We start from the raw sequence: 23,131 nt of genomic DNA, 5'->3' as shown, positions 1-23,131 counted from the left end.
CGAGCCCGCAGCGACAGCGCCGGTCCTGGACCCGGTCGATCATGGGCACCGAGATGAGCCTGCACCTGCGCGGCCCCCGGGTGGACAGCGACCCGGCCGTGGAACCGGCCGTGGCCGCGGTGTTCGGGCACCTGCGCGCCGCCGACGAACTGTTCAGCACCTACCGCCCGGACAGCCAGGTCGGCGCGATCCGCCGCCGGGAGCTCTCCCCCGGCGACGCCCATCCCTGGGTCACCGAGGTCGTGGCGCTGTGCGAGAAAGCCCGGCAGCGGACCGGAGGGTACTTCGACGCGTGGCTCCCCGGCGGATTCGACCCGTCCGGCCTCGTGAAGGGCTGGGCGGCCGAAGGCGCCGCCACCCATCTCACCCGCCTGCACGGGTTCGACCACTACCTCAACGCCGGCGGCGACGTCACCGGCCGCGTGGCCTCCCGGTGCCCGGCGTGGCAGGTCGCCGTCCAAGACCCGCAGAACACCAACGCCTTCCTCACCATCCTCGAGTTGCGCAGCGGCGGCGTCGCCACATCCGGCTCGGCCGAACGAGGCAAGCACATCATCGACCCGCACACCGGCCGCCATCCCGGCGATCTGCTCGCCGTGACGGTCACCGGCCCGAGCCTGCTGTGGGCCGACGTCTTCGCCACGGCCGCGTTCGCCCGCGGCGGCGAAGACGTCGAACGCTGGGTCGCCACCCACGCCCCGGGCTACCGGGTAGCCGCGCTCGCCCGGGCTCCCTGACCGACCGCCGGCCCCGCCCCCGACCACACTCCACAAAGGACACCATGACCACCGTCAGCGGCCTGCCCGCCCACATCCTGCTCGTGCACGCCATCGTCGTCCTGCTGCCGTTGTCCGCGCTCCTGCTGGTGCTGAGCGCACTCTGGCCCGCGGCGCGCGCCAAACTGGCCGGCCCCAACGCGATCCTGGCCGCCCTGGTCGTGATCCTGGTCCCCATCACCACCGACGCCGGCGAATGGCTCGAACGCCGCGTCGCGTCGACCCCGCTGGTCCGCACCCACACCGAACTCGGCGACACGGCGCTGTGGGTCGCGATCCCGGTGGCCGTGCTCGCACTCCTGGTGTGGTGGCGCCGCCGCGAGAGCCTGCGGACCCCAGCCGCCGACACCGCGAACGCGACCGGCCGCCGCACCTTCCTGGCCCCGGCGTCCACCGCGGTGACGGTGGCGCTCTCGGCCCTCGCCGTGGTGGCCGCGGGCGCGGCGGTCTACGACGTCTACCGCATCGGCGACTCCGGCGCCCAAGCCACCTGGCAAGGCCAGTACAGCTCGACCCCCGCGCCGCGGGGTCCCGAGCGTTGATGCAGCGGCCGGTCAGCCTTCGCCGAGCATCCCGGGGCCGAAGTGGACACGCTCGGCGGGCACACCACGACGGAAGAGGCCTGCGCGGCCGCAACACCGGCAGCTCCCTGGCCGCGCCGACGGCCACAGCCAAGGGCTTCACCAGCCGAACACGAAGTAACGCAGCCAGAGGTAAGGCGCCGCGATCAGCACGGTGAGCAGCGTGACCTGCGCACCCTTGCGGGTGAACTCCCAGAACGAGATCGGACTGCCCGACCGCGCCGCGATGCCGAGCATCACCACGTTGGCGCTGGCGCCGATCGCCGTCATGTTGCCGCCGAAGTCCGCGCCCAGCGCCAGCGACCACCACAGCGCCTCCGAGTGCCCCGGATCCGGGATGTCCTGCGTCAGCGCCAGCACCAGCGGGCTCATCGTCGCCACGTACGGGATGTTGTCGATCACCCCGGACAGCACCGTCGACACCACGAGGATCAGCATCACCGCCAAGAGCGCGTTCCCGCCGGTGGCGTCGGCCGCCAGCTTCGCCAGGTCCCCGATCACGCCGGTCTTGACCAGCGCGCCGATCATGATGAACAGGCCGGCGAAGAACAGCAGCGTCTCCCACTCGACCCCGGCCAGGAAGTCCTTCGGCTCGGCGCGCGAAATCAGCACGAGGACGCCGGCACCCAGCAGGGCCACCACGGACGGCTCGATGTGGAACAGCGAGTGACCCACGAACCCGGCGAACACCGCCAGCAGCACGACCCCGCACTTGACCAGCAGGCCGCGGTCGCGGATCGCCTCCCGTTCGTTCAGCCGCATCACGTCGGCCACCCGCGCCGGGTCCACGGCGAAGGACCCCCGGAAGACCCAGCGCAGCGCGAGCGTGAACGCGACGAGTTCGATCGCGACGATCGGCGTCATGGTGAGCAGGAAGTCGTTGAACGACAGGCCGGCGCGGCTGCCGATGATGATGTTCGGCGGGTCACCGATCAGCGTCGCCGCGCCGCCGATGTTCGACGCCAGCACCTCCGCGATCAGGAACGGCGTGGGCTTGATGTCGAGCCGGTCGCACACCAGCAACGTGACCGGGGCGACCAACAGCACGGTGGTGACGTTGTCGAGGAACGCCGACGCGACGGCGGTGATCAGCACCAGCAGGACCATGATCCGCAGCGGCGAGCCCTTGGCCCGCTTGGCCGCCCAGATGGCGACGTACTCGAACACGCCGGTGCGGCGCAGCACACCGACGATGATCATCATCCCGAGCAGCAGGAAGACGACGTCCCAGTCGATGCCGGTGTCGTGGGAGTAGAACGCGTCCTCGGCGCCGGTCACCCCGAAGGCCAGCACGACTCCGGCACCGGCGAGGGCCGCGACCATCTTCGGGATCTTCTCGGTGGCGATGAAGACGTACGCGACGACGAAGACCGCGACGGCGAGGACGGTGCTCATCGCGCCGCCCCCGGGTTCAGCCGTGCGTGAGTGCCAGTTCCAGCAGCCGCGACGCGGAAATGACGCCGAGCAGCCGCTTGTCCTCCATGACGGCGACCAGCGGGCAGCGCAGGCGGGCCATGATCGCCGCGACCTCCACGATCGTGTCGTCGCCCTGCACGCGAGGCAGCTCCGACGGCTTCTCGGGCAGCAGCGACCGGACGGTCTTGCGGCCCAGCTTGTCCGCGATCCGGTCGGCCATCGACTCGTCCAGGACACCGGCCAGCGACGGGTCGTCCTGCACGTACCGCGGCACCAGGAACTGCACCACCTGCGACGCCGGCAGAATCGAGCACGGGCACCCGGACGCGTCGGTCACGACGAGGCCCGGCAGCCGCCGCTCGGCCAGCAGCTTCGCCGCGGCGAGCGCGTCGGAGTCGACGTCCACGACCGGGTACTCCTCGGCCATCTCCACAGCGTGCATCCACCCAGCGTACGGCGGGCGGAGCGGGGTCGCGGCGCACTATCCGGTGCTCCTTCCGGTTTCTTGACGGCCGGTGGGCAGGTTGTCCGGTGGCTCGAAGCTCAGCGCCTTCGCCACCGGGACGTCGGTCGAGGAATGCAGCACGATCGACAACGCGATCGTTACGGTGACCAGGTCGAACACCAGCTCGGCGTCCGGGATGCCCGACTGCAGGGCCAGCAGCCCGTAGACCACCGAGGCGAACCCCTTCGGCCCGAACCAGGCGGCCGCGGCCCGCTCGCGGCCGGACATCTTCGTCCGCAGCAGCGACAACGCCATCGCGGCCGGGCGGACCAGGACGATCGCCAGCACGGCGAGCACCCAGCCACCCACGCTCAGGTGCCCCAGGCGTTCCGGCGTGACCAGCGCGCCGAAGACCAGCAGCGCCGCGAACTTCGTGATCTCCGAGAGCAGGTCGCCCAGCGGCTCGAAGTGCTCGGCGGCCATCTTGTCCATCGTGGCCAGCGTCGATCCGGCAGCGAACGCGGCCAGGTACGGGTTGGCGTGGGTCAGGTGGCAGGCGGCGTACAGCATCACGGCGACGGCGAGCGGGCCGAGCGCCTGCAGCCGCGGCTCGGCGGTCAACACCTTCAGCCGCCAGGCCAGCGTCACCAGCGCGGGGATGGCGATGCCCAGGACCAGGCCCAGCACCAGCTCGATCCCGACCTTTCCCAGGTCGGAGTCGGCGTGCGCGGCGGTGGCCAGGAAGATCAGCACGAACGGCAGCGCGAGCCCGTCGTTGAGCCCGGACTCGACGTTGAGCAGCCGCCGCAGCCGCAGCGGCACGTCGTCGCGGCCGACGATCGCCGCCGCGAACACCGGGTCCGTCGGCGAGAGGATCGCGCCGAGCAGCAGGGCCGTCGGCCAGTCCAGGCCGACCAGGAAGTGCGCCGGGACCGCGATCCCGATCATCGTCAGCGGCATGCCCAGGCCCAGCGCCCGGCCCGACAGCCGCCAGCCCTCCCGCAACGCCCGGACGTTGGCTCGCTGGCCGTCGGTGAACAACACCGTGAAGAGCGCGATGTCGGCCAGCGCGGTCACCAGCGGGTCGTGCGGCGCGATCTTCACCAGGCCGAAACCGCCCTGGCCGATGAGCGCGCCGGCGAGCAGGAACAGCAGCGCCGTCGACAGCACCGTCCGCGCCGCGACACCGGACAGGGAGACACTGATGAGCAGGACGACGCCGAACGCCAAGACGAGCGCCATGGAAAATCCGTCCTCGAGTCGCCACCTCCACCCGCTCCGGGCGAAGGGCCGACCAGACTTCCCGGCACTCCACGCGTAAAGATGCCGCAAAGACCGGCCGGGGGCAAACCGGAGGCGCGATCGAAACCGCGCTGCGGGCCCTGCGCGGGGACCTCGCCCTGCGTCCGACGATGGCGCTCTTCGTCGGAGTCGTCGTGCCATCCAGCAGGCGCCCCAGGGTCAGGAGCGGGCCTCCGTGCAGAAGTGCCTCGAGCAGCACACGGCGTTCGTCGACCAGGCCTTCACCGGCCGCTGAGGTTCGTGCGACCACCGCCACGCGCCGGTGGCGGCCGCACGTCTCACCGGCGGGTCCGCTGGGGGAAGGTGAGCTTCCAGCCGCTGGGCCGGCGCGGGTAGACACTGCTCACCTGCGCCCAATACGGCAGCGCGGAGCGCGTCACCGCGATGCCGTAGCGGACGACACCGGTGCCCTCACCGAGCTGGACGACACGCAGTCCGTGCAAGCGGAACTCCTCCCAGGCCGCAATGCACAACGCGTCGAGGGCCTCGGCGCGAGTCCGGATCGGCGGCAGGTCGGAGAGCAGCATCACTGCTGCTCGAGGACAGCGGGAAGACGGGCGCTACGCGCACTACGGGGCACCGAGTAGGTTCGCTGCGCCGGGCACGCCCTCGGGCGGCTGCGAGCCACAGCTGAGTACAGTGGAGACATGGCGGAGCGCATCGGCCGAGTGCAGCAGGTCATCCTGCTGTGCTTGCTCGCGCTGTGCGTGACCGCAATGCACCACGTGTCGGCGTCCGACGACGAGCCCCACACCGTGGCAACAACCTCCGTTTCCACAAGCATGAGCGCCGGCACGGGCTCGGGCGAACACCACGCTCCCGGCCCCGATGGCGCGCACGACACGCTCCACCTGTGCCTCGCCGTCTTGACCGCGATCGGCGCGCTCCTGTTGGCCCGGCTTTTGTTCGTACGGCGCCCGGAGGCCGGAAACCCCGTCCCACGGAGTTACCCGCGCGGCTCGTCAATTCCGGAGCGACCACCGGACAGACCTGGGCGGTCCGTTCTGAACGTTCTCTGCGTGTTGCGGGTGTGATGTGCCGGACCACACCGGCCACTGTCACACCCACCTCCCAGAGAAGGTTTTGTCGTGCGCAAAAAACTGTTCCTCGGCGCGCTCGCCGTCGCCTCAGCTGCCGTCCTCGGCGCGTGCAGCAGCAACGACTCGATGTCCGGCATGGAGTCGCATTCCTCCGCGCCGGCTCCAGCACCCGCCTCCGGTCCGCGGGCGGGGCACAACGCGGACGACGTCACGTTCGCCCGGCAGATGATCCCGCACCACAGCCAGGCCCTCGACATGGCGAAACTGGTGCCCACGCGAAGCACCAACCCGAAGGTCGTCGATCTCGCCGGACGGATCGAGAAGGCGCAAGACCCCGAGATCAAGCTGATGCAGGGGTGGCTGTCCACTTGGGGCGCGAGCGCGACGTCGACCATGCCGGGAATGACCGCCGAGTCGATGCCCGGCATGATGTCGGCCGACGACATGACGAAGCTCGATGCCGCCAAGGGCACCGAGTTCGACAGGGCGTGGCTCGACATGATGATCAACCATCACCGGGGCGCGGTCGGCATGGCCGAGTACGAACTGAGCAGGGGCAGCAACCCCGATGCGAAGGCGCTCGCCCAGAAGATCATCGACGCCCAGCAGGCGGAGATCACCGAGATGCAGGGCCTGCTGCAGCAGAGCTGATCCCTTGCGGTCGGCGGGCGAGTCTGGGCAACTACGCGACGCAGTTGCCCAGACTCGCCCGTTCCGTCGCTCTATCCCGGCCACGCCGGCCGGGGGGCGTGCAGCAGTTCGGCGAATTCGAAGCGGCGATCAGGGGTGTGCGCTGGAACGCTGCGGAGCGCCGGCTTGCCCGGCAACTCAGGAGTTGCCGCAACTCCGTGTCCGGAAGGGAATTCCGGCGGAAAAGTTGCCCGTCGGTGCCAGGTTCGTGGCTACCGAGGGCTCGGGCGAGAACATGACCGTCAACGGCGCGAAGATCCTCTGCAGCACCATCCCCACCAAGAACGCCACCGTCTTCGTGATCGTGTACGGCGGTCAGGCGAACATCTGCATACCGCCGAAGAAACCACCAGCAAGGCCCCGATTCCGAAGCCCGTCAAGAGCGCGCCGCCGAGGCCAGGCCGAATCCGGACTCCCGCGTAGGCCAGCCCCAGCGCGAGGATCATCCAGGCACCCACGGCGGCGAGGTGCGTCATCATGGTGCTGCTGAGGTCGAACGCGACTTTCGCGCCGCCGGCCACGATCAGTGCGAAAACGACCGAGATTCCCGTGCGGCTCCACCGGTTCCAGGTCGCACCGCCGGTCGAGGCCGGGTGCGGGTGACTGCGGGTCATGGTGACCTCCTCGTCGGATCACCCCAGTCTCACACGGTTCCCGCCCGATGATCCTTACCGCACGATTACCGGGCTTCGGGACTCTCGGCCGCCCAGGACGATGCCCGGCGGGAGCGCCGTCAGCCACCAGTACGGCCCGCCGCTGACGAGCCCGAAGCTCACGTTCCGACGCCGGCCGGTTCCACTGCCCGCGCCGCGGGTGAACCGCGTGGCGCCACAACCCCATCGCCGCGACGCCAGCGAGGAAACGAAGGCGAGCCGGCGATCTCTCGCGTTCCACGGCGCTGATGCTGAACCGGGCGGCGGGCATGCCCGGCGCGACGACGAGGGCGACCGCCCAGCCGCCCGCGGCCGGGTCCCCCGGGCGTCGGCCCGAACACGGCGTTGCAGAACACCCTCGGCTTCGTCGGGCGCAAGAACGGAACGGCCCGAACGACTCCGCACCGGTTCACCGGCCCGCGTCGCGTCGCCTGACGGCCGCGCACAGCGCCGCTCCGGCCAGGAGCAGCACGCCCGACAGGCCGAGCAGCCTGCCCACGTCCGTGCCGGTGTCGGGTAGCCGGTGCGGGCTCCGGGCCGGTGCCGGTGCCGGTGCGGGAGTGACCGGGACGTCGGCGACCGCCTGCCCGGCGGGGACCGCCGATCCGTCGGATCCGGTGCCGGCCGCGGTGGCTACGTTGCGCACCCGACCCGTGGCCACGTCGGCGGCGGTGACGGTGTGCGCGGGCACCGTGCACGTCATCGCCTGCCCCGGCACCAGTGCCGTCGCAGGGCAGGTCACCGCGCCCGCCGACGGGTCGTCGACCCGGATCTCCCGGACGGTGACCGCGCCCGTGTTGGTGACGGTGATCGTCCACTCGATCCGGTCGCCGGCACCGATCGAGCCGTCGCCGTTCACGTCGATCGGCCGGGCCGCCTTGGTGATCGTGAGGGCCGCGGCCGCGGTGATCCGCACCGCCGCGCTCGCGGGCGCCGACTCCACCGGTGGCCCGCCCGAGGGCGGGGTGCCGGCCGCGACGGCCGTGTTGTCGATCCGCCCGGCGTCCACATCGGACTGTGTGACGCGGTAGGTGGCTGTACACGTGACATGTTGTCCCGGCGCCAACGCGCCGGCGGGGCAGACCGGAGCCGGTGGCCTGCCGCTCCCGGTGAAGTGGGTTTCGCGGACCGACAGCGCGGTGAGCGTCACGTTGCCGGTGTTGGTGACGACGAACGAGTAGGTGACCTCCTGTCCGGCCGCGGAAACCGTCTCCGGCGAAGCCGTCTTCGCCAGGCCGAGCGCGGCGTCCGGCGGCGTCGGCACGACAACCGTCGACGGCTCCGAGACCGGCGGTTCGCCTTCGGGCGGGGTACCGGTGGCGACCGCGGTGTTGACGACCTTCCCGGCGTCCACATCGGACTGGGTGAGCACGTAGCCGGCGGTGCAGATCGCCTGCTCCCCCGGCGCCAGCCTGGCCACCGTCGCGCCGCCGCCCGGGCAGGCCGGCGGGGAAAGGCGGCCGGTGCCCGAGAACGCTGTCTCGCGCACCTCGACCGCGGTCAGCGTGCGGTTCCCGGTGTTGGTGACCACGAAGGTGTAGGTGACCGCCTGCCCGGCCCGGAAGTGGCCGTCGTCGGACGGGTCCGCCGACTTGACCAGTGACAGTCCCGGCTTGCCGGGCACGGTCACCTGTGCCTGCGACGGACTCGAGGTGACCGGTTCGCCGCCGGGACCGGTGCCGGTCGCCTCGGCCGTGTTGGTCACCGCTCCGGCGTCGGCGTCCGCCTGGGTCAGGGTGTAGGCAGCGGTGCAGGTCTGTGCCTGCCCGGGCGCCAGCGTCCGCGACGGGCACTCGACGACCGGCGCCGGGCCGGAGCCGCTGAACGCCGTCTCGCGCACGGCCACCGAGGCGAGGGTGCGGTTCCCGGTGTTGGTCACGGCGAACCGGTAGGTCACAGTCTCCCCGGCACCGGCGACAGTGGCCGGTTCGGCGGACTTGACCAAGGTGAGCGCGGGGCCGCCGCCGGCGGTGACGACCGCGGACGCCGGCGGCGTGGTCACGGCCGGCAACCCTGGGGGCGGGGTTCCCGCCGCGGTGGCGCTGTTGGTGATCCGGCCGGCGTCGAGGTCGGCCTGGGTCACCGCGTAGTCAGCCGTGCAGGTGACGACCTGGCCGGGGGCCAGCACGTCGCTCCCGGCCGGGCAGGCGACGGGAGACAGCGTTCCACGGCCGCTGAACGCGCCTTCGGTGACCGCCACCCCGGTCAGCGTCACGTTGCCGGTGTTCCGCAGCGTGAACGAGTAGCGGACCGGCTCGCCAACGGAAGCGACGGTGGCCGGGTCCGCGGACTTCGCCAGGGTCAACGCGGCCGCGCGGGTGACGGTCACCTTCGCCGACGACGGCGCCGACGTGGTCGGTTCCGCCGCGCGCGGTGCCGTGCCGTGCGCGACGGCGGTGTTCTCGACCGCACCCGCGTCGATGTCGGCCTGCGTGACCGGGTAGGTCGCCCGGCAGGTCCGCGCGGCACCGGGAGCGAGCGCCCCGGACGGGCAGGACACGACGGGCGCCGGGCCGGAGCCGGTGAACCGGGTCTCGGCGACCCCGACGTCGCGCAGCGTCACGTCACCGGTGTTGGTGACCAGGAACGTGTAGCCGACGGACTGGCCGGCGCGGTCGACGGTGGTCGGGTCGGCGGTCTTGACCAGGGTGATCGCCGGGTGCGCCGGCGTCGGGACCGAGACGCTCGAGGGGTTCGACGTGGTCGGGACCGTCGAGCCGGGCTGCTTGCCGTGCGCGGTGGCGGTGTTGTCCAGCCGGCCCGCATCGACGTCGGCCTGGGTCAGGACGTAGGTGGCGGTGCAGGTCGTGCTCGCGCCGGGAGCCAGCGTGGCGACCGGGCACAGCGTGGTGGACAGGACGCCGCTGCCGGAGAACGCGGTCTCGTCGACGCCGATCTCGTTCAGCGGCACGTTGCCCGTGTTGGTCACCCGGAACGAGTAGGTGATCGGCCGGCCGGCGGTGTAAGCGTCCGGGTTGTCGGGCGAGACCGACTTCTTCAGCGTCAGGGCCGGCGCCGGCTTCTCGGTCGGGGTGCGGGTCGACGAGGGGTCCGACGTCACCCGGGTGGCGCTGCCCGGCGGGAGCCCGGAGGCCGTTGCGGTGTTGACCGCCGCCCCGGAGTTCTCGTCGGCCGGGCTGACGACGTACGGGGCACGCGCGGTGCAGGTCTGCGACTCCCCCGGCGCGAGGCTCGACCGAGGGCACGTGACCGGTCCGGCCTTGGCGTCGGTCACGGTGATGTCGTGCAGCTCCAGCGCGCCGGTGTTGGTGACGGTGAAGGTGTACCCGATGGTGTCACCCGCGTCGGTGATCCCGTTGCGGTTCACGTCGACCGCTGCGGCGGCGTGCTTCTCCAGCTTCAGCGTCGCGGGTTTCGCCGTGTTCGTGACCGTGCAGGACACGAAGTCGCCGATGCCGACGTGCACCCGCGCCGAGCCACCGGCGTCGCCGGTGGGCAGTTCCCCGTCCGTCTCGCCGTTGCGCGTGCAGGACCAGGCTCTGTCGTAATTGGACTCCAGCCCCGAGGTCGCCGTCTCCCCCAGGGTGTAGTCGCCCCCGCGGGCACCGGCCAGCACCGTGACTTCGCCGGTGCTCGCCGAGGTGCCGCCGCCGGTGTCGGCGGCACCGAGCACGCTCCCGCCCGGCGCGGCGACCGAGACGGCGAAGGAGTCGCCGGGGAAACCCCGCACGACCTTCTTGGTCAGCTGGAGGCTGGAGACCAGCACGCCGAACCCCACCGCCTGGCGCCCGCCACCCACCATGCGCTGGCTGAACGACGTGGGGTCTTCGGCGGAGATGATCGCGGTGCCGGTCTTGTTGGCGCCCGTGCGCCCGGCGCACCGCACCGTCCGGGTGCCGATGCCGGTGTACGCGCCGCCGCAGGCGTTGCCGATCCCCGGATCGGTCCCGGTGGCGGTCAGCGACTCGAGCCGCGAGGACGAGGTCCACTCGATCGACTCGCCGGCGTCGGTCGATTCGGCGTCGGCGCCGACCAGCGCGTAGCCCTGCACCACCGCCCCGGTGCTGTCGGTGGCCACGATGTCGGTCAGCGCGGCGACCGTCGTCGAGCCGAAGGAGGTCTGGTACAGCGCCGGCTGCCCCGGAACCCCCGTGTAGTGCCCGGAGTTGCCCAGGTAGGCCGCGGAGTAGGTCGGCAGCCGGTTCGCGGCCACGGGACCGCCGGACACCTTGAGCGTGACCGCGAGGCGGTACCCGCCGGGCAGCGCGAAGGTCAGCCGCTGCCCCGCCGCGGAGGTGGCCTCCGCGGCGTCGTACCCGGACAGGTCGAACCAGCACAGCGTCCGCGCGTAGGTACCGGTGCCCGCCGAGGCGAACCCGCAGTCGTGGGTCGCGGCGGCGGCGCGCGCCGCCGGCCCGAACGCGGACACACACCACGCGAGCAACGCCACCACCGCCACCAGCGCCGGCACTTTCCGCCGCGACCAGCCACCCATCGAACCGGACACCTCCACCTCGGCTGTTGCTCCGGTCATCGTGCGTGCCCGGGCGGAAAACAGCTGGCAGAAAGATGATCATTCAATCGATCGTGGTGCCCCGGATGCCTTCGCTCAGGCCGAGCCTGGTCCGGGTGCACCGTGCCAGACGCGCTGGTCCGCCACCCGATTCCACTGCGGGCCGATCGGTTTGCCCGCGAACCGCCGTACCGCTGGGACGTCCTCGCCGCGCAGCACCACAGCGCCGGCGCCGGCGCTTGCCCTCGACACGACGGGCGACGTCGTGCAATGCGGCCACCCACCGGCCCCTCGTGATCGGCGGCGGGCCGGCACGTCGCGTTCTCGCGCGACCAGGCCCGTGGATCGTCCATCCCAGGATGCGGGCGCTGAGGAGCCGGTCGCGTCAGCGGGCCCGGAGGCCGGTCGCCGAGCTGAAGCGGAATTCGACCGCGACCGGCAGCTCGTCCAAGTCCAAGGCCTGGCGCAGCCGCGGCAGTCCCTCGGTTTCCACGCGCTCCCGGATCCGCGCGGGATCGCCGTCCTGCGTCACCGAGATCACCAGCGCCAGGCCGGGATCCGTGCGGGGCCCGGCCAGCGTCGCGCGAGCGCCGTGCACGCCGGGGTAGGCCCGCAGCTCCTCGGCGAACGGCACGACCGCGGCGTCGGCCGCCAGCTCCGTCCGGCCGTGCTCCGGGTCGGCTTCGAACCGCCAGATCTGCGTTCGGGGCCTGCGGGCGAGCTGGGCGAGCAGCCAGCGCAGCACCAGCAGCCCGAGCACGACCGCCGACGCAGCGGCCACGTACAGCACCCAGGTCGGCGGCCTTGCCGTGCCCGGCACCAGCGGCGACGCGGGGTCGAGGACGCGCAGCCGCCCGAAGTGGGTGGCGACTGCGAACCCGCCCGCCGCCAGCAGGACGAGCCCGAACAGGCCGAGCAGGAGCCGGTTGAGCCGGGCCGGGCGGTTCAGGTTCGTCACGACGACCTCCGGGGTGCGCGGACCCGAACCGAGACGGTGGGCCGATTGGCCGGGCGAATCTGGTCGAGCCGGTGACCGACCGCCTCGCGGACGGCGTCGGCGAGGCCGTCCGGCCGGGTACGGGCGGTGGTGACGCGGACCTTGACCCGGCGAGCGGTGAGCTTGACCGCGGCGGCGGAGGCACCGTCGACCGCGGCCGCCGCCGCCCGCAGCGTCGAGCGGTAGCCGGCGCGAGCGACCCCCGCCTCGAACGGACCACCCTCCACGGGCAGCACGGTGGCGGCACCCGGCAGTGCGGCGACCAGCAGCAGAACCAGTCCGAGCAGCGCGGCGATCCCACCGGCGGCGGCCGGCAGCAGGTCCGTCCAGCGTTGCCCGTGCAGCCATGACGCGACGGCCTCGACGCTGATCCACGGCCGTTGCCCGAGGATCAGCTGGACGGCGACCACCGCGACGAGCACGCACGCGGCCAGCAGCACGAGCGCGGTCAGTGTGGCCGGGAGGCTGCGGCGCGGGTGGCGCTTCACGCCACCCTCCGGGGTGTCGCCGCCGTGGTGTGCAGCGCGGTGACGGTGATGTCGACGCGCGTCACCGTCAACCCGGTCAGCTCGGCCACCCGCTGTCGCAGGTGCTCACGCACCCGGCCGGTGGTCCGCGCGACCGAGGCGGGGTACACGATCGAGAGCCGCACGTCGAGCGTGACGGCCTCGCCGTCGACGCGGACGCTCACCTTCGCGGAGCGGTCGAGATCCTCCCCGCCGACGCTCAGCCCGAGGACGCGCCCGGCCGCGCCGCCGACGTCCTCGACCTCCCGAACCGCGTGCACGGCCAGTCGTTCGACCACCTGGTCGGCGATGGTCAGCGCCCCGCGCTCGGCGCTCGGGGCGGTCAGTGTCGTGGTCACGGCACTCAGCCCCGACCGCGGCCACTGAGCTGCGACAGGTCGAGCTTGCCATCGAGGTAGCGGCCGGCCAGAAAGCCGATGACGCCGAGCACGGCGACGATCGCGAACGCGCCGAAGCCACCGATCGCGACGGCCAGCCCGAGCACGAGGCCGGTGAGCAGACCGAGTTGAGTCGAGTTCACGAGACCTTCTCCTTCGGTTGTTCCTCCACGGTCGACGGTTCGACCAGGTCGGCGACGACGACGTGCACGGGCCGCCCGTCGACTCCGGCGGCGGCCCGCACGGCCGCGGCGACGTCGGCGACCACCACCGGGTAGCGCGCGGCGATCGCGATGGTGACGTCCTCGTCGCGGACACGGACGCCGGTGACCCGCCGGGGCGGGAGGAGGGTGGCGATCTCGCCGAACCGCCCGCCGTGCAGGCCGCTCACCCCGGGCACGGCCCGCACGGCATCGGCGATCCGGACGGCGTCCGGCTCGGGCGTCACTGCACCCGGCCGGTCTCGCCGGCCCCGTCTTCGTCCTCGGACGGGATGTGCAGGTCGCCGACGTTGATGTTGACCTCGACCACCTCGAGTCCGCTCATCTTCTCGACCGCGGTGATCACGTTGCGGCGCACCGAGCGCGACAGGTCCGCGATGGAGACGCCGTATTCGACGACGATCTGCAGGTCGACGGCGGCCTGCTTCTCCCCGACCTCGACCGACACGCCTTGCCCGGCCGACGCTGTCGCGCCCGGGATCCGCTCGCGGATGGCCGAGAACGCCCGCGCGGCACCGCCGCCGAGGGCGTGCACCCCAGGGATCTCCCGCGTGGCCAGGCCGGCGATCTTCTGCACCACGACCTCGGAAATCGAGGTCGATCCCTGCGAGGTCACCAGCGCGCCGTCCTTCTTGGCGGCCTCGGCCGAAGCCTGCTGGGCGGGCACCCTGGTGCTGGTGGCGTTCGTCATGGCATCTCCTTCACTCGTGTGGAAACCGTGCGGTGCAGGGAACGTCGTTTCATTGTTCCCTCCACACTGGACAGACACGCGGTTCGCCGGACTGTCACGACCCGATCGTGTGTCCTGCGTCTCTCCCGAACCGGTCGCGGTGATCACCCGGTCGGGGGCATGAGGACCGTTTTCGCCCGGGTGTCGTGCACAGTGAGAACGTCCACCGGAGAAAGGGAGCACGGGCATGGCGTTGGGTGACAAGATCGGGGCCAAGGCCGACGACCTGGCCGGCAAAGGCAAGGAAGCGGCCGGAAACGTGACCGGGAACGACGACCTGCGGACCGAAGGCCAGGCCGACCAGGCCAAGGCCGGGCTCAAGGAAGCGGTCGAGGACGTGAAGGACGCCGTCGGCAACGCGGCCGCCAAGCTGCGCAACGTGGTCGGCAAGGACTGATCTCCAGCGCTTCCGGCCGAATGCAGACGGCTGAGCGCTTGCAAGGATGACCGCGGCCTCGTCGGACGCGGCCACGAGACTCGAAACTTCGTGGTCGTCGCAGCCGGCACCCCCGAGGAGTTGGATCACCAGCGCGAGGGGTGAGGCATCCATCGGGCAATGCCTTCGGATGAGCGTGCCTGCCCGACGTTGTGACGAACGTGTGGCCGCAGGCTGGTTTCGCGGCGAGATTCGGACGACCGGCCGGGAGCCGAAACCTACTGATCGACTCGGCGCCGAGGGTTGCCGCGGCTGGATTCCGCGCGAGCACCACGAGCTCGTCACGGCGCAGCACCTCCGGCGACGCCGAGCCCAGGCCGGGTTGAGGTACTTGCTGCGCACGATGTGCGGGTTCGAGCCCTTGAGGACTGGGCCGTGCCGACCGCCCTTCGGCGATGGCCCGGAGCTGGTGGGCGAAGACGTCGGCCGGGCCGAAGTCGGGGATCGTCCACTGGCTCGCCAGGGCTCCGGCGAAGCAACCCGTGCCCGGATTTCGGCGATGATGGCGGGAAATTGCGACGAAAGGGTTGGCCAGGCCGACCCGCCGGCGAGAGCATGGGCGGTCGGCGACCGTAGCGCTCGAGGACGACTACGCCTGCATGGTGATCGGGGGCGGGATCCGCACGGCCGACCTTGTCCGGCAGGTCAAGCGCCGGGCGGGGTGGCGAAAGGAGCGCTCCAGGTCTGGTTGGGCTGGTGGGCGCCGCAGGCGTACGTCGTGACCGTCGCGTTGACGTCGTCCAGTGCGCCGCCGCTGATGTCCGCGCAGTAGCCGTCGGCTTTCAGCTGGCCGGCCCGGTTGTAGGTCCAGGTCTGCTGCGGGGTCGAGGCGCTGCAGGCGGCCAGTTTCAGCCCGGCCGCACCGCCGGACAGGCACAACGCGGTCTCGGCCAGGGACACGATCCGGCCGGTGGCCGTGCGCTGCCACTGCTGGTTTCCGTTGCCCGTGCAGGGGTACAGACCGACCTTCGCGCCCGCGGTCGCGCCGCCCAAGGCGTCCAAGCAGAACGCGTTCCGCTGGAACCCCGGTTGCGCGGCCTGGATCTGGCCGGTGGGCAGGGCCGGGCCGCAACTGCCGGGCGCGATGACGTACATCGCGTTGTCGTGGGCCGCGATGGTGGTGGTGACGGTGGCCCCGACCTGGCTGCTCTCGTGCGTCCACAGGTTCTTCGCCGTGCGGAGGCAGGTGAGGTTGCCGAAGCCGACCCGGCCGAGGTCGAGGGCGTAGGAAGTCGCGGTGGCGTTCTTGTTCAGCACGACGACGGCGCGGGCGCCGCCCGCCAGCGGCTTGACCACCACGTCGACGCCCGCGGTGTTCGAGCTGCCCTGGCGGGACGCCAGGTAGCCGCCGGCGGTGGTGTCCTGGTCCACGGCGATGATGTCGGCGTTCTTCAGGATCCCCAGCTGCGGGGCGTAGGTCACGGGGTCGGCCGCCATCCGGCGGACGTCGGTGCTGATCATCAACGGGGAGCCCATGGCCGACCACAGCGCGAACTGGCTGCGCTGTTCGGCCACGGTGAGCTGGTTGTTGTCGCCGATCAGGAGCATGTCGGCGTCGTTGTGGTTGCCGGGGCCGTTGTAGCGGGCGAGGGCGACGGTGTCGGTGAAGTTCTGCAGCACCCCGCCTTCGTAGTAGTCGGCGCCGTGCGCCCAGTCCCAGGCGGAGGCGCCCGGGTTGTGCCAGACGGCGATGTCCGGGCTGACCCGCCACATCTGGCCCAGGGCGCGAACCCACTCCATGGCGTCGTACTTGGTCGCGGAGTCCGGTCCGGCCCCGGCGGGCGCCGATTCGTTGAACAAGATCTTCCGCGGGTTGCCCGTCGTCGCCGAACGCAGCGCGTTGGCCGTGGTGGTGAACTCCTGGCGCCGGGTGCTCCAGGTGGTGCCGCAGTTGTCGAGCTTGAGGGAGTCGATGCCCCAGTACGCCAGCGAGGTCGCGTCGGCCTGTTCGTGGCCCTGGACGCCGCCGGGGACTCCCTGGCAGGTGTCGACCCCCGATGTGCTGTACAGGCCGGCCTCCATGCCTTGTGTGTGCACGTAGTTCGCGTAGTCCGTCAGCTCGAAGTCGAATCCGGGCTGGGAGCTGCCGCCCCAGGTGGTCGCTCCGTGCAGGTAGCCGGCGCCGGTGCGCTGCATCCAGCAGTCGTCGACGGTCAGGTTGGTGTACCCGGCGGCGACGAGGCCGGTGTCCTTCATCGCCTTCGCCTGGTCCTGCATGAAGCGCTGGAACGAATAGCCGTCGCGGGTGCCGTCGAGCCGGGCCTGCGCGGCGCAGGTGAACCTCGCCCAGTTGTTGAAGCCCATCATCGGCCGCACGCCGGTCGCGGTGTCGGTGTTCGCCGCGATCGGATCCGCGCCCGCGGCCGGCGCGCCCCAGGAGACCGAGCCGGCGACGAGCAGCACCGCGGCGACGCCGGCCTTACCGGCGCGTTGGAACCACGTCATGTCGTACTCCACCTCTCCCGGGACTCGACCATTACTGTACGAACTTGCACCTTTCAGCGCACTTTCGACCAGATTCGAGCATCAAGTGGCGTTATGGTGCACCTCGATCGCGTCGTTGTCAACGCCGATCACCGAGGCAACCGGACGGCGCTACAGTCGTCCGTCACCACCATCAGTCCGGAAAGGACACTCCTGTTCGATGAACAACCACGATTCGACGTCCGTCTTCGGCCTCGGCCTCGGGTTCGGTTCCGGTCTGCTGTTCGCGGTGCTCACCGTCATCGCGCTGTGGAAGGTGTTCACCAAGGCCGGGCGGCCCGGCTGGGCGGCGATCATCCCGATCTACAACGCCTACACCCTGCTGAAGGTCGCCGGGCGCTCCGGGTGGTGGCTGCTCCTGCTGCTGATCCCGCTGGTCAACCTGGTCGTCGCGATCGTCGTCTCGATCGACGTCGCGAAAGCGTTCGGCAAGAGCGGGGCCTTCGGGTTCTTCGGGCTGTTCGTGTTTTCCATCATCGGTTACCTGGTACTCGGCTTCGGCAACGCGCGGTACACGGGGCCGGCCGCCCGGGCGTGACGCGCCGGCCGGCCGGTGTTCGGCCCGGAAGCGGCAAGCTGTCCCCATGACACTGCCTGCCCTTCCCGAAGAGACCTTCCGGCGTGTGCTCTGCGTCGTCGCGCACCCCGACGACATGGAGTACGGCACGTCCGCGGCGGTGGCCCGCTGGACCGCGCGCGGCATCGAGGTCGGCTACCTCCTGCTCACCCGCGGAGAAGCCGGCATGCCGAACCCGCCCGAGGAGACCGCCCGCCTCCGCGCCGCCGAACAGCGAGCCGCCTGCGACGTCGTCGGCGTCGAACACCTGACCATCCTCGAGCACCCCGACGGCGTCCTCGTCTACGGCCTCGACCTGCGCCGCGACATCTGCCGCGAAATCCGCCGGTTCAAGCCCGACGTCGTGTACCGCACCGGCCACGACGTCGAAACGCCCTACGGCTACGACCAGGCCGACCACCGTGCGGCCGGGCTCGCGGCGCTCGACGCGGTGCGCGATGCCGGCAACCGGTGGGTCTTCCCGGACCAGATCGACGAGGAACACCTCGAACCGCACTCCGTGCGCTGGCTCATCACTCCCGCTTTCGGTGGCGCCGGCGCCACCCACGGCGTCGACGTCACCGGCGAGCCGCTGCGCCGCGGCGTCGCCTCGCTGGAGGCGCACGCCGCCTACCTGGCCGCGCTCCCGGACCACCCCGCCCCCGCCGACTTCATCCCCGAGTTCACCGCGGTGAACGGGAAGGCCATGGGCGTCGAGCACGCGGTCCTGTTCCGCGCCGACGACCTGCAGGCACCCATGGACCTGCCCGGCAACGACTGACCGTCCCCCGACTGAACGGGCCCCGCGTGCGCCGCTGTGCGCGCCTGACACCCCCGTACCAGCGCCGTGTGCGCGCCCTGAGCGCGCCGCGCAGCAGCCTGGACCGGTCGCCGAAAGCCGGCTACGGAAGGGGATTTCTCATGCATGACGCAGTGATCGTGGGCGCCGGCCCGGTCGGTCTGTTCCTGGCCTGCGAGCTCGGCCTCGCGGGCTGCTCGGTCCTGGTGCTGGAACGGGAACCGGAGCCCGGCAGCCCCTGGCGGACAGCCCCGCTCGGCCGGCGCGGCCTGTTCGCCACGTCCATCGCGGCGTTCGACCGCCGCGGGCTGCTGGAGCCGCTGCTCGCGGAAGCGGCCGGGCTCCCCCGGTTCGCCGGCGCCGACGAGCCGGGCCGGCCACGCCTGGCGGGGCACTTCGCCGGGATCGTGCTCGACGCGGCCGACGTCGACCTCGCGGCCCTGCCGTTCCGGCTGCCCAGCCCCGTGCCGGACGCCCTCATGACGAGTCTCGACACCGTCGAAGCGGTCCTGGCGGAGCGCGCCGCCAAGCTCGGCGTCGAGGTCCGCCGCGGGGTCGCGGTGGACGGTCTCACCCAGGACGGCGAGCACGTGGTCGTGCACGCCGGCGCGCACGAGTACCCGGCGCGCTGGGCCGTCGGCTGCGACGGCGGGCGCAGCGCGGTGCGCCGGCTCGCGGGCTTCGAGTTCGCCGGCACGGCACCTCAGTTCACCGGCTACGTCGCGCTCGCCACCATCCCCGACGCCGACAAGCTGAACCCGGGGTTCACCCTGACCCCGGAGGGCATGTACATCCGGATGCCCGCGGCCGGGCACATCGGCGTGATGGACTTCGACGGCGGCGCGTTCGACCGCTCGCAGGAGGTCACCCGCGAGCACCTGCAGGAAGTGCTGCGCCGCGTGTCCGGCACCGACGTGACGCTGACGGAGCTCCACCTCGCCTCCAGCTACACCGACCGGGCGATGCAGGCGACGACCTACCGGCGCGGCCGGGTCCTGCTCGCGGGCGACGCCGCGCACATCGTGTCGCCCCTCGGCGGGCAGGGGCTCAACACGGGCATCGGCGACGCGGTCAACCTGGGCTGGAAGCTCGCGGCGACCATCCGCGGGCGAGCGCCGGAGGGGCTGCTCGACACCTACTCGCGCGAGCGCCACCCGGTCGGTGCCTGGGCGCTGGACTGGACGCGGGCCCAGGTGGCGTCGATGCGGCCGGATCCGCACGCCCAGGCGGTCCAGGGCGTGCTGCGCGACCTGCTCGGCACCCGGGAGGGCACGACGTACGTGTTCGAAAAGCTTTCCGGCACCTCGGTCCGCTACGACCTCGGCACTACCCGGCCACTGGTCGGCCGGACGGCCCCGGCTTTCCGCCTGGAAGACGGAACGAGCCTCACCGACCTGATGCAGGACGGCCGTGGCGTCGTCCTCGACTTCAGCGCCGAGGCCGGCCTGCGTGCCTCCGCGACGGCCTGGGAAGGCGACCTGCGGTACGCCGCGGGTCCCGCCGAGAACGACCTCGGATTCGCGGCGGTCCTGATCCGCCCCGACGGGGTCGTCGCCTGGGCCGGCGAGCGCGGGCCCGATCGCGACTCGTTCGAGCGAGCCGCCCGGCGCTGGTTCGGCGACGCGAGCGTCTAGTGTGGACGGACTCGTCCGGCGGGGGGCCGGTGTCCGGGTGCCCGACTGGCGAAGGGCTCGAACGCTGACCGAGGACGACACCACGTGCACGGCCCGCGGCTGGAACCGTGGGAGCCGGAGCGCTGCTGCAACTGTCGGCCGGGGGCCGGTGCGCCATCGAGGTCGCACCGGCTCCGCTCGTCCATGGGTGCCGATTGCCTCCCCTCCACAGCGCGAGGCCGCCCGCGGCATGAAGGCGGCGTACAACCACGCTCAGTCACATGACGAGAACCGGGCAGCCCCGAAATCCTCTCGTTGGCGCCGCAATCGCAGAGCCGCAGGCAGCATGGGAGCCGCGTTCGCGGAGACTTTGCGTCCAGCATCGATCATCGCCGATCGATTGCGACATTCGTTGCTATGAAACGGTTCCGACACTCTCTAGTGTGGATCGACGTGCGTCGATGGAGTCGCGCGCTGTGTCCGTTTCGTCTTCTGGGGGTAGGTCCTTATGGACGATTTCACCGGTCTGTCACGCAGAGGTTTCGTGCAAGGTGCCGTGATCAGCGGCGCCTCCCTGTTCGTCAACCCGGCCATCGCCGCCGCGGATCCTGCGGTCGCCGCACAGCCGGACGCCCGCGATGGCGGCCCGATCGGCGGAGGAGAGCTCAGCTTCACCACCGACTCGGCCGCCCTCCACCCGGACACCGTCGTCTCGACCGCCTGTCAGTTCTGCAACTCGAACTGCCGCCTGAAGGTCGGCGTCCGGGCCGGTCGGGTCATCAGCGTCTCCGGCGATCCGGACGACCCGGTCCAGGCCGGCAACTTCTGCGTGAAGGCGTCGATGATGCCGGAACTGGCCTACAGCCCGCTGCGCCTGACGACTCCCCTGCGCCGCGTGTCCGGCACCAAGGGCTCCAAGGACTCGAAGTTCGAACCGATCTCCTGGGACCAGGCCCTCGACCTCATCGCCGACCGGCTCCTGCAGCTGCGCGACAGCGGCCAGGTGAAATCGATCGCCAACCGGACCACCGGGCGGCTTCCCCGTGGCACCGGCTCGCTGGTCGCGCGCCTCTTCGCGCTGCTGGGAAGCCCGAACAACACCGACGTCGGCCCGGTCTGCAACGACGCCGGCGGCAACGCCCTCGCCGCGACGTTCGGGCTCGGCAACTTCACCAACGGCTACGGCGTCGACGCCGCCACCGGCCGGGAGGACCTCGGGGCCGCGAAGTACTTCCTGTTCTTGGGCACCAACCAGGCCGAGACCCACCCCGTCACCTTCGACTACCTGCTCAGAAGCCGAGCGAAAACCAAAGCCAAGCTCGTCGTCGTCGACCCGCGCCGGACGCCGACCGGGGCGGCCGCCGACAGCTGGGTCGCGCCGAAGCCGCACACCGACTTCGCGCTCGTGCTCGGCATGCTCCAGCACATCATCGCCCGCAACCTCCACGACAAGGCGTTCGTGCGGCGCTGGGTGCTCGGGTTCGCCGAACTACGCGATCACGTCAAGGACTACACCCCGGACTGGGCCGCCGGCGTCACCGGGGTACCCGCGGCGACGATCCGGCAGCTCGCCGAGGACTACGCCACGGCCAAGCCCGCCGCGATCTTCTGCAACGCCGGGATCTCCCACCAGCTCGGCGCCTTCGACACCTACCGCGTCCTGACCTTCCTGGCCGCGGTCACCGGCAACATCGGCGTCCCCGGCGGCGGCTGCAACTTCATGCACAACACCTGGCCCGGCGACCTCCGGCTACCCGAGCTGACCGTCAGCACGCCGCCGCTGGAGCAGGCGCTGCCGGTCGGGCCGGACTACTTCGCCGAATCCATCCTCACCGGCCGCCCGTACCCGCTCAAGGCCGTCATCACCGAAGGCAACCCGCTCATCTCGAGCGCGAACACCAACAAGGTCCGCGAAGCGTTCAAGAAGCTGGACTTCTACGTCTACACCGGCCTGTTCATGGAGGAAGCCGCCTACTACGCCGACGTCATCCTGCCGGTCACCAACGGCCTCGAGCTGGACGGCGTCTACATGCGACGCGACGACCGCGCGATCCGCTGGCAGCACGCCGCGGTGCCGCGGGTCGGGCAGTCCAAGCCGGACTGGGAGATCTGGATCGACCTCGCCCACGCCTTCGCCCGCCGGGACCGGAAAAAGCCCGCGAGCTACTGGACCGACGCGTTCCCGGAGAGCTGGAAGGACTACTCCCAGCTCTGGGCGGAGTTCGTGAAGCACACCCCGGCGATGGGCGGGATGACGCAGCAGCGGATGGACGCCCGCGCCGAGCCGCTGCGGTGGCCGTGCCCGACGCCGTCGCACCCCGGCGTCAGCACGCTCTACCTCGACCACCCGTCCTGGTACGAGGCAACGGCCGCGCTCGGGGCGCCCGGCAAGCGGTTCCTCACCCCGAGCGGCAACGTCGAGATCTTCACCCCGGAGCTGGACCGCAAGCTCGCCGGGGCCGGGCATCGGGCGCTGCCGGTCTTCTACACCCATCCCGAGGTCACCGGTGCGAACCCGACGCTCGCCTACGAGCCCGGGTTCGTCACCAACCCGGTCAACCCGCAGGCATTGACGCACAAGGTGAAGCTCGGCGTCCCGGGCTCGGACGCGGTGCACCGGGACTTCCCGCTGATGGGCATGACCGGACGGCCGAGCGTCGTCCACTTCGCGAGCGTGACGCACTGGACGCCGACCGGCGAACAGCTCAACGGCGTCCGGCTGGTCCAGGTGCACCCCGACACCGCGCGCCGGTTCGGGATCGGCGACCGCGACACCGTCGTCGTGGAAAGCCCGCGAGGGAAGGTGACCGGGACGGCGTTGTTCTGGCCGGCGATCCGGCCGGACACGATCTTCGTGCCCAACACCTTCGGCCCGGCCCAGCAGGTCGGTGACCAGTTCGGCGACCCGCGCTACGAGGCCGCCAACGGGCTCGTCGACGACGCGTTCTACGACAACCTGTCCGGTCAGCAGGCGTACAAGTGCTTCGCCTGCCGGATCAGCAAGGCCTGAGCGG

General features: G+C 71.5%; 21 protein-coding genes and 1 pseudogene. 10 read left to right on the top strand and 12 right to left on the bottom strand.

Going from position 1 to position 23,131, the window contains the following annotated elements; translation table 11 throughout:
- Positions 1–41 precede the first annotated feature (41 nt).
- A complete protein-coding gene (locus MUY14_RS08140; protein ID WP_247022158.1) occupies positions 42–737 on the top strand; it encodes an FAD:protein FMN transferase in 696 nt (231 codons plus the stop codon).
- 44 nt (positions 738–781) lie between these two features.
- Complete coding sequence (locus tag MUY14_RS08135; protein ID WP_247022157.1) at positions 782–1,318, top strand: DUF2231 domain-containing protein; 537 nt, start codon at positions 782–784, stop codon at positions 1,316–1,318.
- A gap of 138 nt (positions 1,319–1,456) precedes the next feature.
- On the opposite strand, the gene MUY14_RS08130 is transcribed toward MUY14_RS08135, so the two are convergent.
- The 4 genes from MUY14_RS08130 to MUY14_RS08115 all read right to left on the bottom strand — a co-directional run bounded on the left by MUY14_RS08130 (position 1,457) and on the right by MUY14_RS08115 (position 5,047).
- Entirely contained in the window at positions 1,457–2,752 is a 1,296-nt protein-coding gene (locus MUY14_RS08130; RefSeq protein WP_247022156.1) for an SLC13 family permease, read from the bottom strand.
- Positions 2,753–2,768: 16 nt separating this feature from the next.
- Complete coding sequence (locus tag MUY14_RS08125) at positions 2,769–3,215, bottom strand: CBS domain-containing protein (RefSeq protein WP_247022155.1); 447 nt, start codon at positions 3,213–3,215, stop codon at positions 2,769–2,771.
- A 39-nt stretch (positions 3,216–3,254) separates the two neighbouring features.
- Positions 3,255–4,460: a sodium:proton antiporter gene (locus MUY14_RS08120; protein ID WP_247022154.1), complete on the bottom strand. Its 1,206-nt coding sequence runs from the start codon at positions 4,458–4,460 to the stop codon at positions 3,255–3,257.
- A 338-nt stretch (positions 4,461–4,798) separates the two neighbouring features.
- On the bottom strand, positions 4,799–5,047 hold the full coding sequence (locus tag MUY14_RS08115; protein WP_247022153.1) for a hypothetical protein: 249 nt from the start codon (positions 5,045–5,047) through the stop codon (positions 4,799–4,801).
- 120 nt (positions 5,048–5,167) lie between these two features.
- On the opposite strand from MUY14_RS08115, the gene MUY14_RS08110 reads away from it, so the two are divergent.
- From MUY14_RS08110 to MUY14_RS08100, 3 genes and pseudogenes are all read left to right on the top strand, one after another.
- Positions 5,168–5,554, top strand: a complete 387-nt coding sequence (locus MUY14_RS08110; protein ID WP_247022152.1) for a hypothetical protein — start codon at positions 5,168–5,170, stop codon at positions 5,552–5,554.
- Positions 5,555–5,608: 54 nt separating this feature from the next.
- Entirely contained in the window at positions 5,609–6,211 is a 603-nt protein-coding gene (locus MUY14_RS08105) for a DUF305 domain-containing protein (protein WP_247022151.1), read from the top strand.
- A gap of 247 nt (positions 6,212–6,458) precedes the next feature.
- Positions 6,459–6,554 (top strand): annotated as a pseudogene (locus MUY14_RS08100) (fasciclin domain-containing protein); the annotation flags it as partial.
- A gap of 758 nt (positions 6,555–7,312) precedes the next feature.
- Here the strand turns inward: MUY14_RS08100 and MUY14_RS08095 are convergent.
- The 7 genes from MUY14_RS08095 to MUY14_RS08065 form a co-directional block, all read right to left on the bottom strand.
- Complete coding sequence (locus MUY14_RS08095; RefSeq protein ID WP_247022149.1) at positions 7,313–11,398, bottom strand: hypothetical protein; 4,086 nt, start codon at positions 11,396–11,398, stop codon at positions 7,313–7,315.
- A gap of 364 nt (positions 11,399–11,762) precedes the next feature.
- Positions 11,763–12,335 (bottom strand): alkaline shock response membrane anchor protein AmaP, encoded by a 573-nt coding sequence (locus tag MUY14_RS08090; protein ID WP_247022148.1) that lies wholly within the window; start codon positions 12,333–12,335, stop codon positions 11,763–11,765.
- Entirely contained in the window at positions 12,332–12,862 is a 531-nt protein-coding gene (locus MUY14_RS08085; RefSeq protein WP_247022147.1) for a DUF6286 domain-containing protein, read from the bottom strand. The genes MUY14_RS08090 and MUY14_RS08085 overlap by 4 nt, the downstream gene beginning before the upstream one ends.
- Positions 12,859–13,239, bottom strand: a complete 381-nt coding sequence (locus tag MUY14_RS08080; RefSeq protein WP_247022145.1) for an Asp23/Gls24 family envelope stress response protein — start codon at positions 13,237–13,239, stop codon at positions 12,859–12,861. The genes MUY14_RS08085 and MUY14_RS08080 overlap by 4 nt, the downstream gene beginning before the upstream one ends.
- 5 nt (positions 13,240–13,244) lie before the next feature.
- A complete protein-coding gene (locus MUY14_RS08075) occupies positions 13,245–13,421 on the bottom strand; it encodes a hypothetical protein (protein ID WP_247022143.1) in 177 nt (58 codons plus the stop codon).
- Complete coding sequence (locus MUY14_RS08070; protein WP_247022142.1) at positions 13,418–13,726, bottom strand: hypothetical protein; 309 nt, start codon at positions 13,724–13,726, stop codon at positions 13,418–13,420. The genes MUY14_RS08075 and MUY14_RS08070 overlap by 4 nt, the downstream gene beginning before the upstream one ends.
- Complete coding sequence (locus tag MUY14_RS08065; protein WP_247022141.1) at positions 13,723–14,190, bottom strand: Asp23/Gls24 family envelope stress response protein; 468 nt, start codon at positions 14,188–14,190, stop codon at positions 13,723–13,725. Before MUY14_RS08065 ends, MUY14_RS08070 begins: the two co-directional genes overlap by 4 nt.
- A gap of 226 nt (positions 14,191–14,416) precedes the next feature.
- Between MUY14_RS08065 and MUY14_RS08060 the strand changes: the two genes are divergently transcribed.
- On the top strand, positions 14,417–14,626 hold the full coding sequence (locus MUY14_RS08060; protein ID WP_247022140.1) for a CsbD family protein: 210 nt from the start codon (positions 14,417–14,419) through the stop codon (positions 14,624–14,626).
- A gap of 684 nt (positions 14,627–15,310) precedes the next feature.
- Here the strand turns inward: MUY14_RS08060 and MUY14_RS08055 are convergent.
- On the bottom strand, positions 15,311–17,110 hold the full coding sequence (locus MUY14_RS08055) for a ricin-type beta-trefoil lectin domain protein (RefSeq protein ID WP_247022139.1): 1,800 nt from the start codon (positions 17,108–17,110) through the stop codon (positions 15,311–15,313).
- Between the two features lie 199 nt (positions 17,111–17,309).
- Here MUY14_RS08055 and MUY14_RS08050 point away from each other — a divergent pair, with 199 nt between their 5' ends.
- The 4 genes from MUY14_RS08050 (at position 17,310) to MUY14_RS08035 (ending at position 23,127) form a co-directional block, all read left to right on the top strand.
- On the top strand, positions 17,310–17,687 hold the full coding sequence (locus tag MUY14_RS08050; RefSeq protein ID WP_247022137.1) for a DUF5684 domain-containing protein: 378 nt from the start codon (positions 17,310–17,312) through the stop codon (positions 17,685–17,687).
- Between the two features lie 46 nt (positions 17,688–17,733).
- A complete protein-coding gene (locus MUY14_RS08045) occupies positions 17,734–18,486 on the top strand; it encodes a PIG-L deacetylase family protein (RefSeq protein ID WP_247022135.1) in 753 nt (250 codons plus the stop codon).
- 140 nt (positions 18,487–18,626) lie between these two features.
- Entirely contained in the window at positions 18,627–20,138 is a 1,512-nt protein-coding gene (locus MUY14_RS08040; RefSeq protein WP_247022134.1) for an FAD-dependent oxidoreductase, read from the top strand.
- A 535-nt stretch (positions 20,139–20,673) separates the two neighbouring features.
- A complete protein-coding gene (locus MUY14_RS08035; protein WP_247022133.1) occupies positions 20,674–23,127 on the top strand; it encodes a molybdopterin-dependent oxidoreductase in 2,454 nt (817 codons plus the stop codon).
- Positions 23,128–23,131: the final 4 nt, after the last annotated feature.

It is taken from the genome of Amycolatopsis sp. FBCC-B4732, assembly GCF_023008405.1.
In the GTDB taxonomy this organism is placed as follows: Bacteria; Actinomycetota; Actinomycetes; order Mycobacteriales; family Pseudonocardiaceae; genus Amycolatopsis; species Amycolatopsis pretoriensis_A.
The sequence above is the reverse complement of the archived record's forward strand: the minus strand, read 5'-3'. Positions and strand labels throughout refer to the sequence as shown.

Excerpts from the sequence above, each read along its gene's own strand:
- MUY14_RS08140 (WP_247022158.1), top strand. The coding sequence starts at position 42 with ATGGGCACCGAGATGAGCCTGCACCTGCGCGGCCCCCGGGTGGACAGC.
- MUY14_RS08120 (WP_247022154.1), bottom strand. The coding sequence starts at position 4,460 with ATGGCGCTCGTCTTGGCGTTCGGCGTCGTCCTGCTCATCAGTGTCTCC.
- MUY14_RS08060 (WP_247022140.1), top strand. The coding sequence starts at position 14,417 with ATGGCGTTGGGTGACAAGATCGGGGCCAAGGCCGACGACCTGGCCGGC.
- MUY14_RS08125 (WP_247022155.1), bottom strand. The coding sequence starts at position 3,215 with ATGCACGCTGTGGAGATGGCCGAGGAGTACCCGGTCGTGGACGTCGAC.
- MUY14_RS08055 (WP_247022139.1), bottom strand. The coding sequence starts at position 17,110 with ATGACGTGGTTCCAACGCGCCGGTAAGGCCGGCGTCGCCGCGGTGCTG.
- MUY14_RS08115 (WP_247022153.1), bottom strand. The coding sequence starts at position 5,047 with ATGCTGCTCTCCGACCTGCCGCCGATCCGGACTCGCGCCGAGGCCCTC.
- MUY14_RS08135 (WP_247022157.1), top strand. The coding sequence starts at position 782 with ATGACCACCGTCAGCGGCCTGCCCGCCCACATCCTGCTCGTGCACGCC.
- MUY14_RS08095 (WP_247022149.1), bottom strand. The coding sequence starts at position 11,398 with ATGACCGGAGCAACAGCCGAGGTGGAGGTGTCCGGTTCGATGGGTGGC.
- MUY14_RS08040 (WP_247022134.1), top strand. The coding sequence starts at position 18,627 with ATGCATGACGCAGTGATCGTGGGCGCCGGCCCGGTCGGTCTGTTCCTG.
- MUY14_RS08050 (WP_247022137.1), top strand. The coding sequence starts at position 17,310 with ATGAACAACCACGATTCGACGTCCGTCTTCGGCCTCGGCCTCGGGTTC.
- MUY14_RS08130 (WP_247022156.1), bottom strand. The coding sequence starts at position 2,752 with ATGAGCACCGTCCTCGCCGTCGCGGTCTTCGTCGTCGCGTACGTCTTC.
- MUY14_RS08065 (WP_247022141.1), bottom strand. The coding sequence starts at position 14,190 with ATGACGAACGCCACCAGCACCAGGGTGCCCGCCCAGCAGGCTTCGGCC.
- MUY14_RS08045 (WP_247022135.1), top strand. The coding sequence starts at position 17,734 with ATGACACTGCCTGCCCTTCCCGAAGAGACCTTCCGGCGTGTGCTCTGC.
- MUY14_RS08110 (WP_247022152.1), top strand. The coding sequence starts at position 5,168 with ATGGCGGAGCGCATCGGCCGAGTGCAGCAGGTCATCCTGCTGTGCTTG.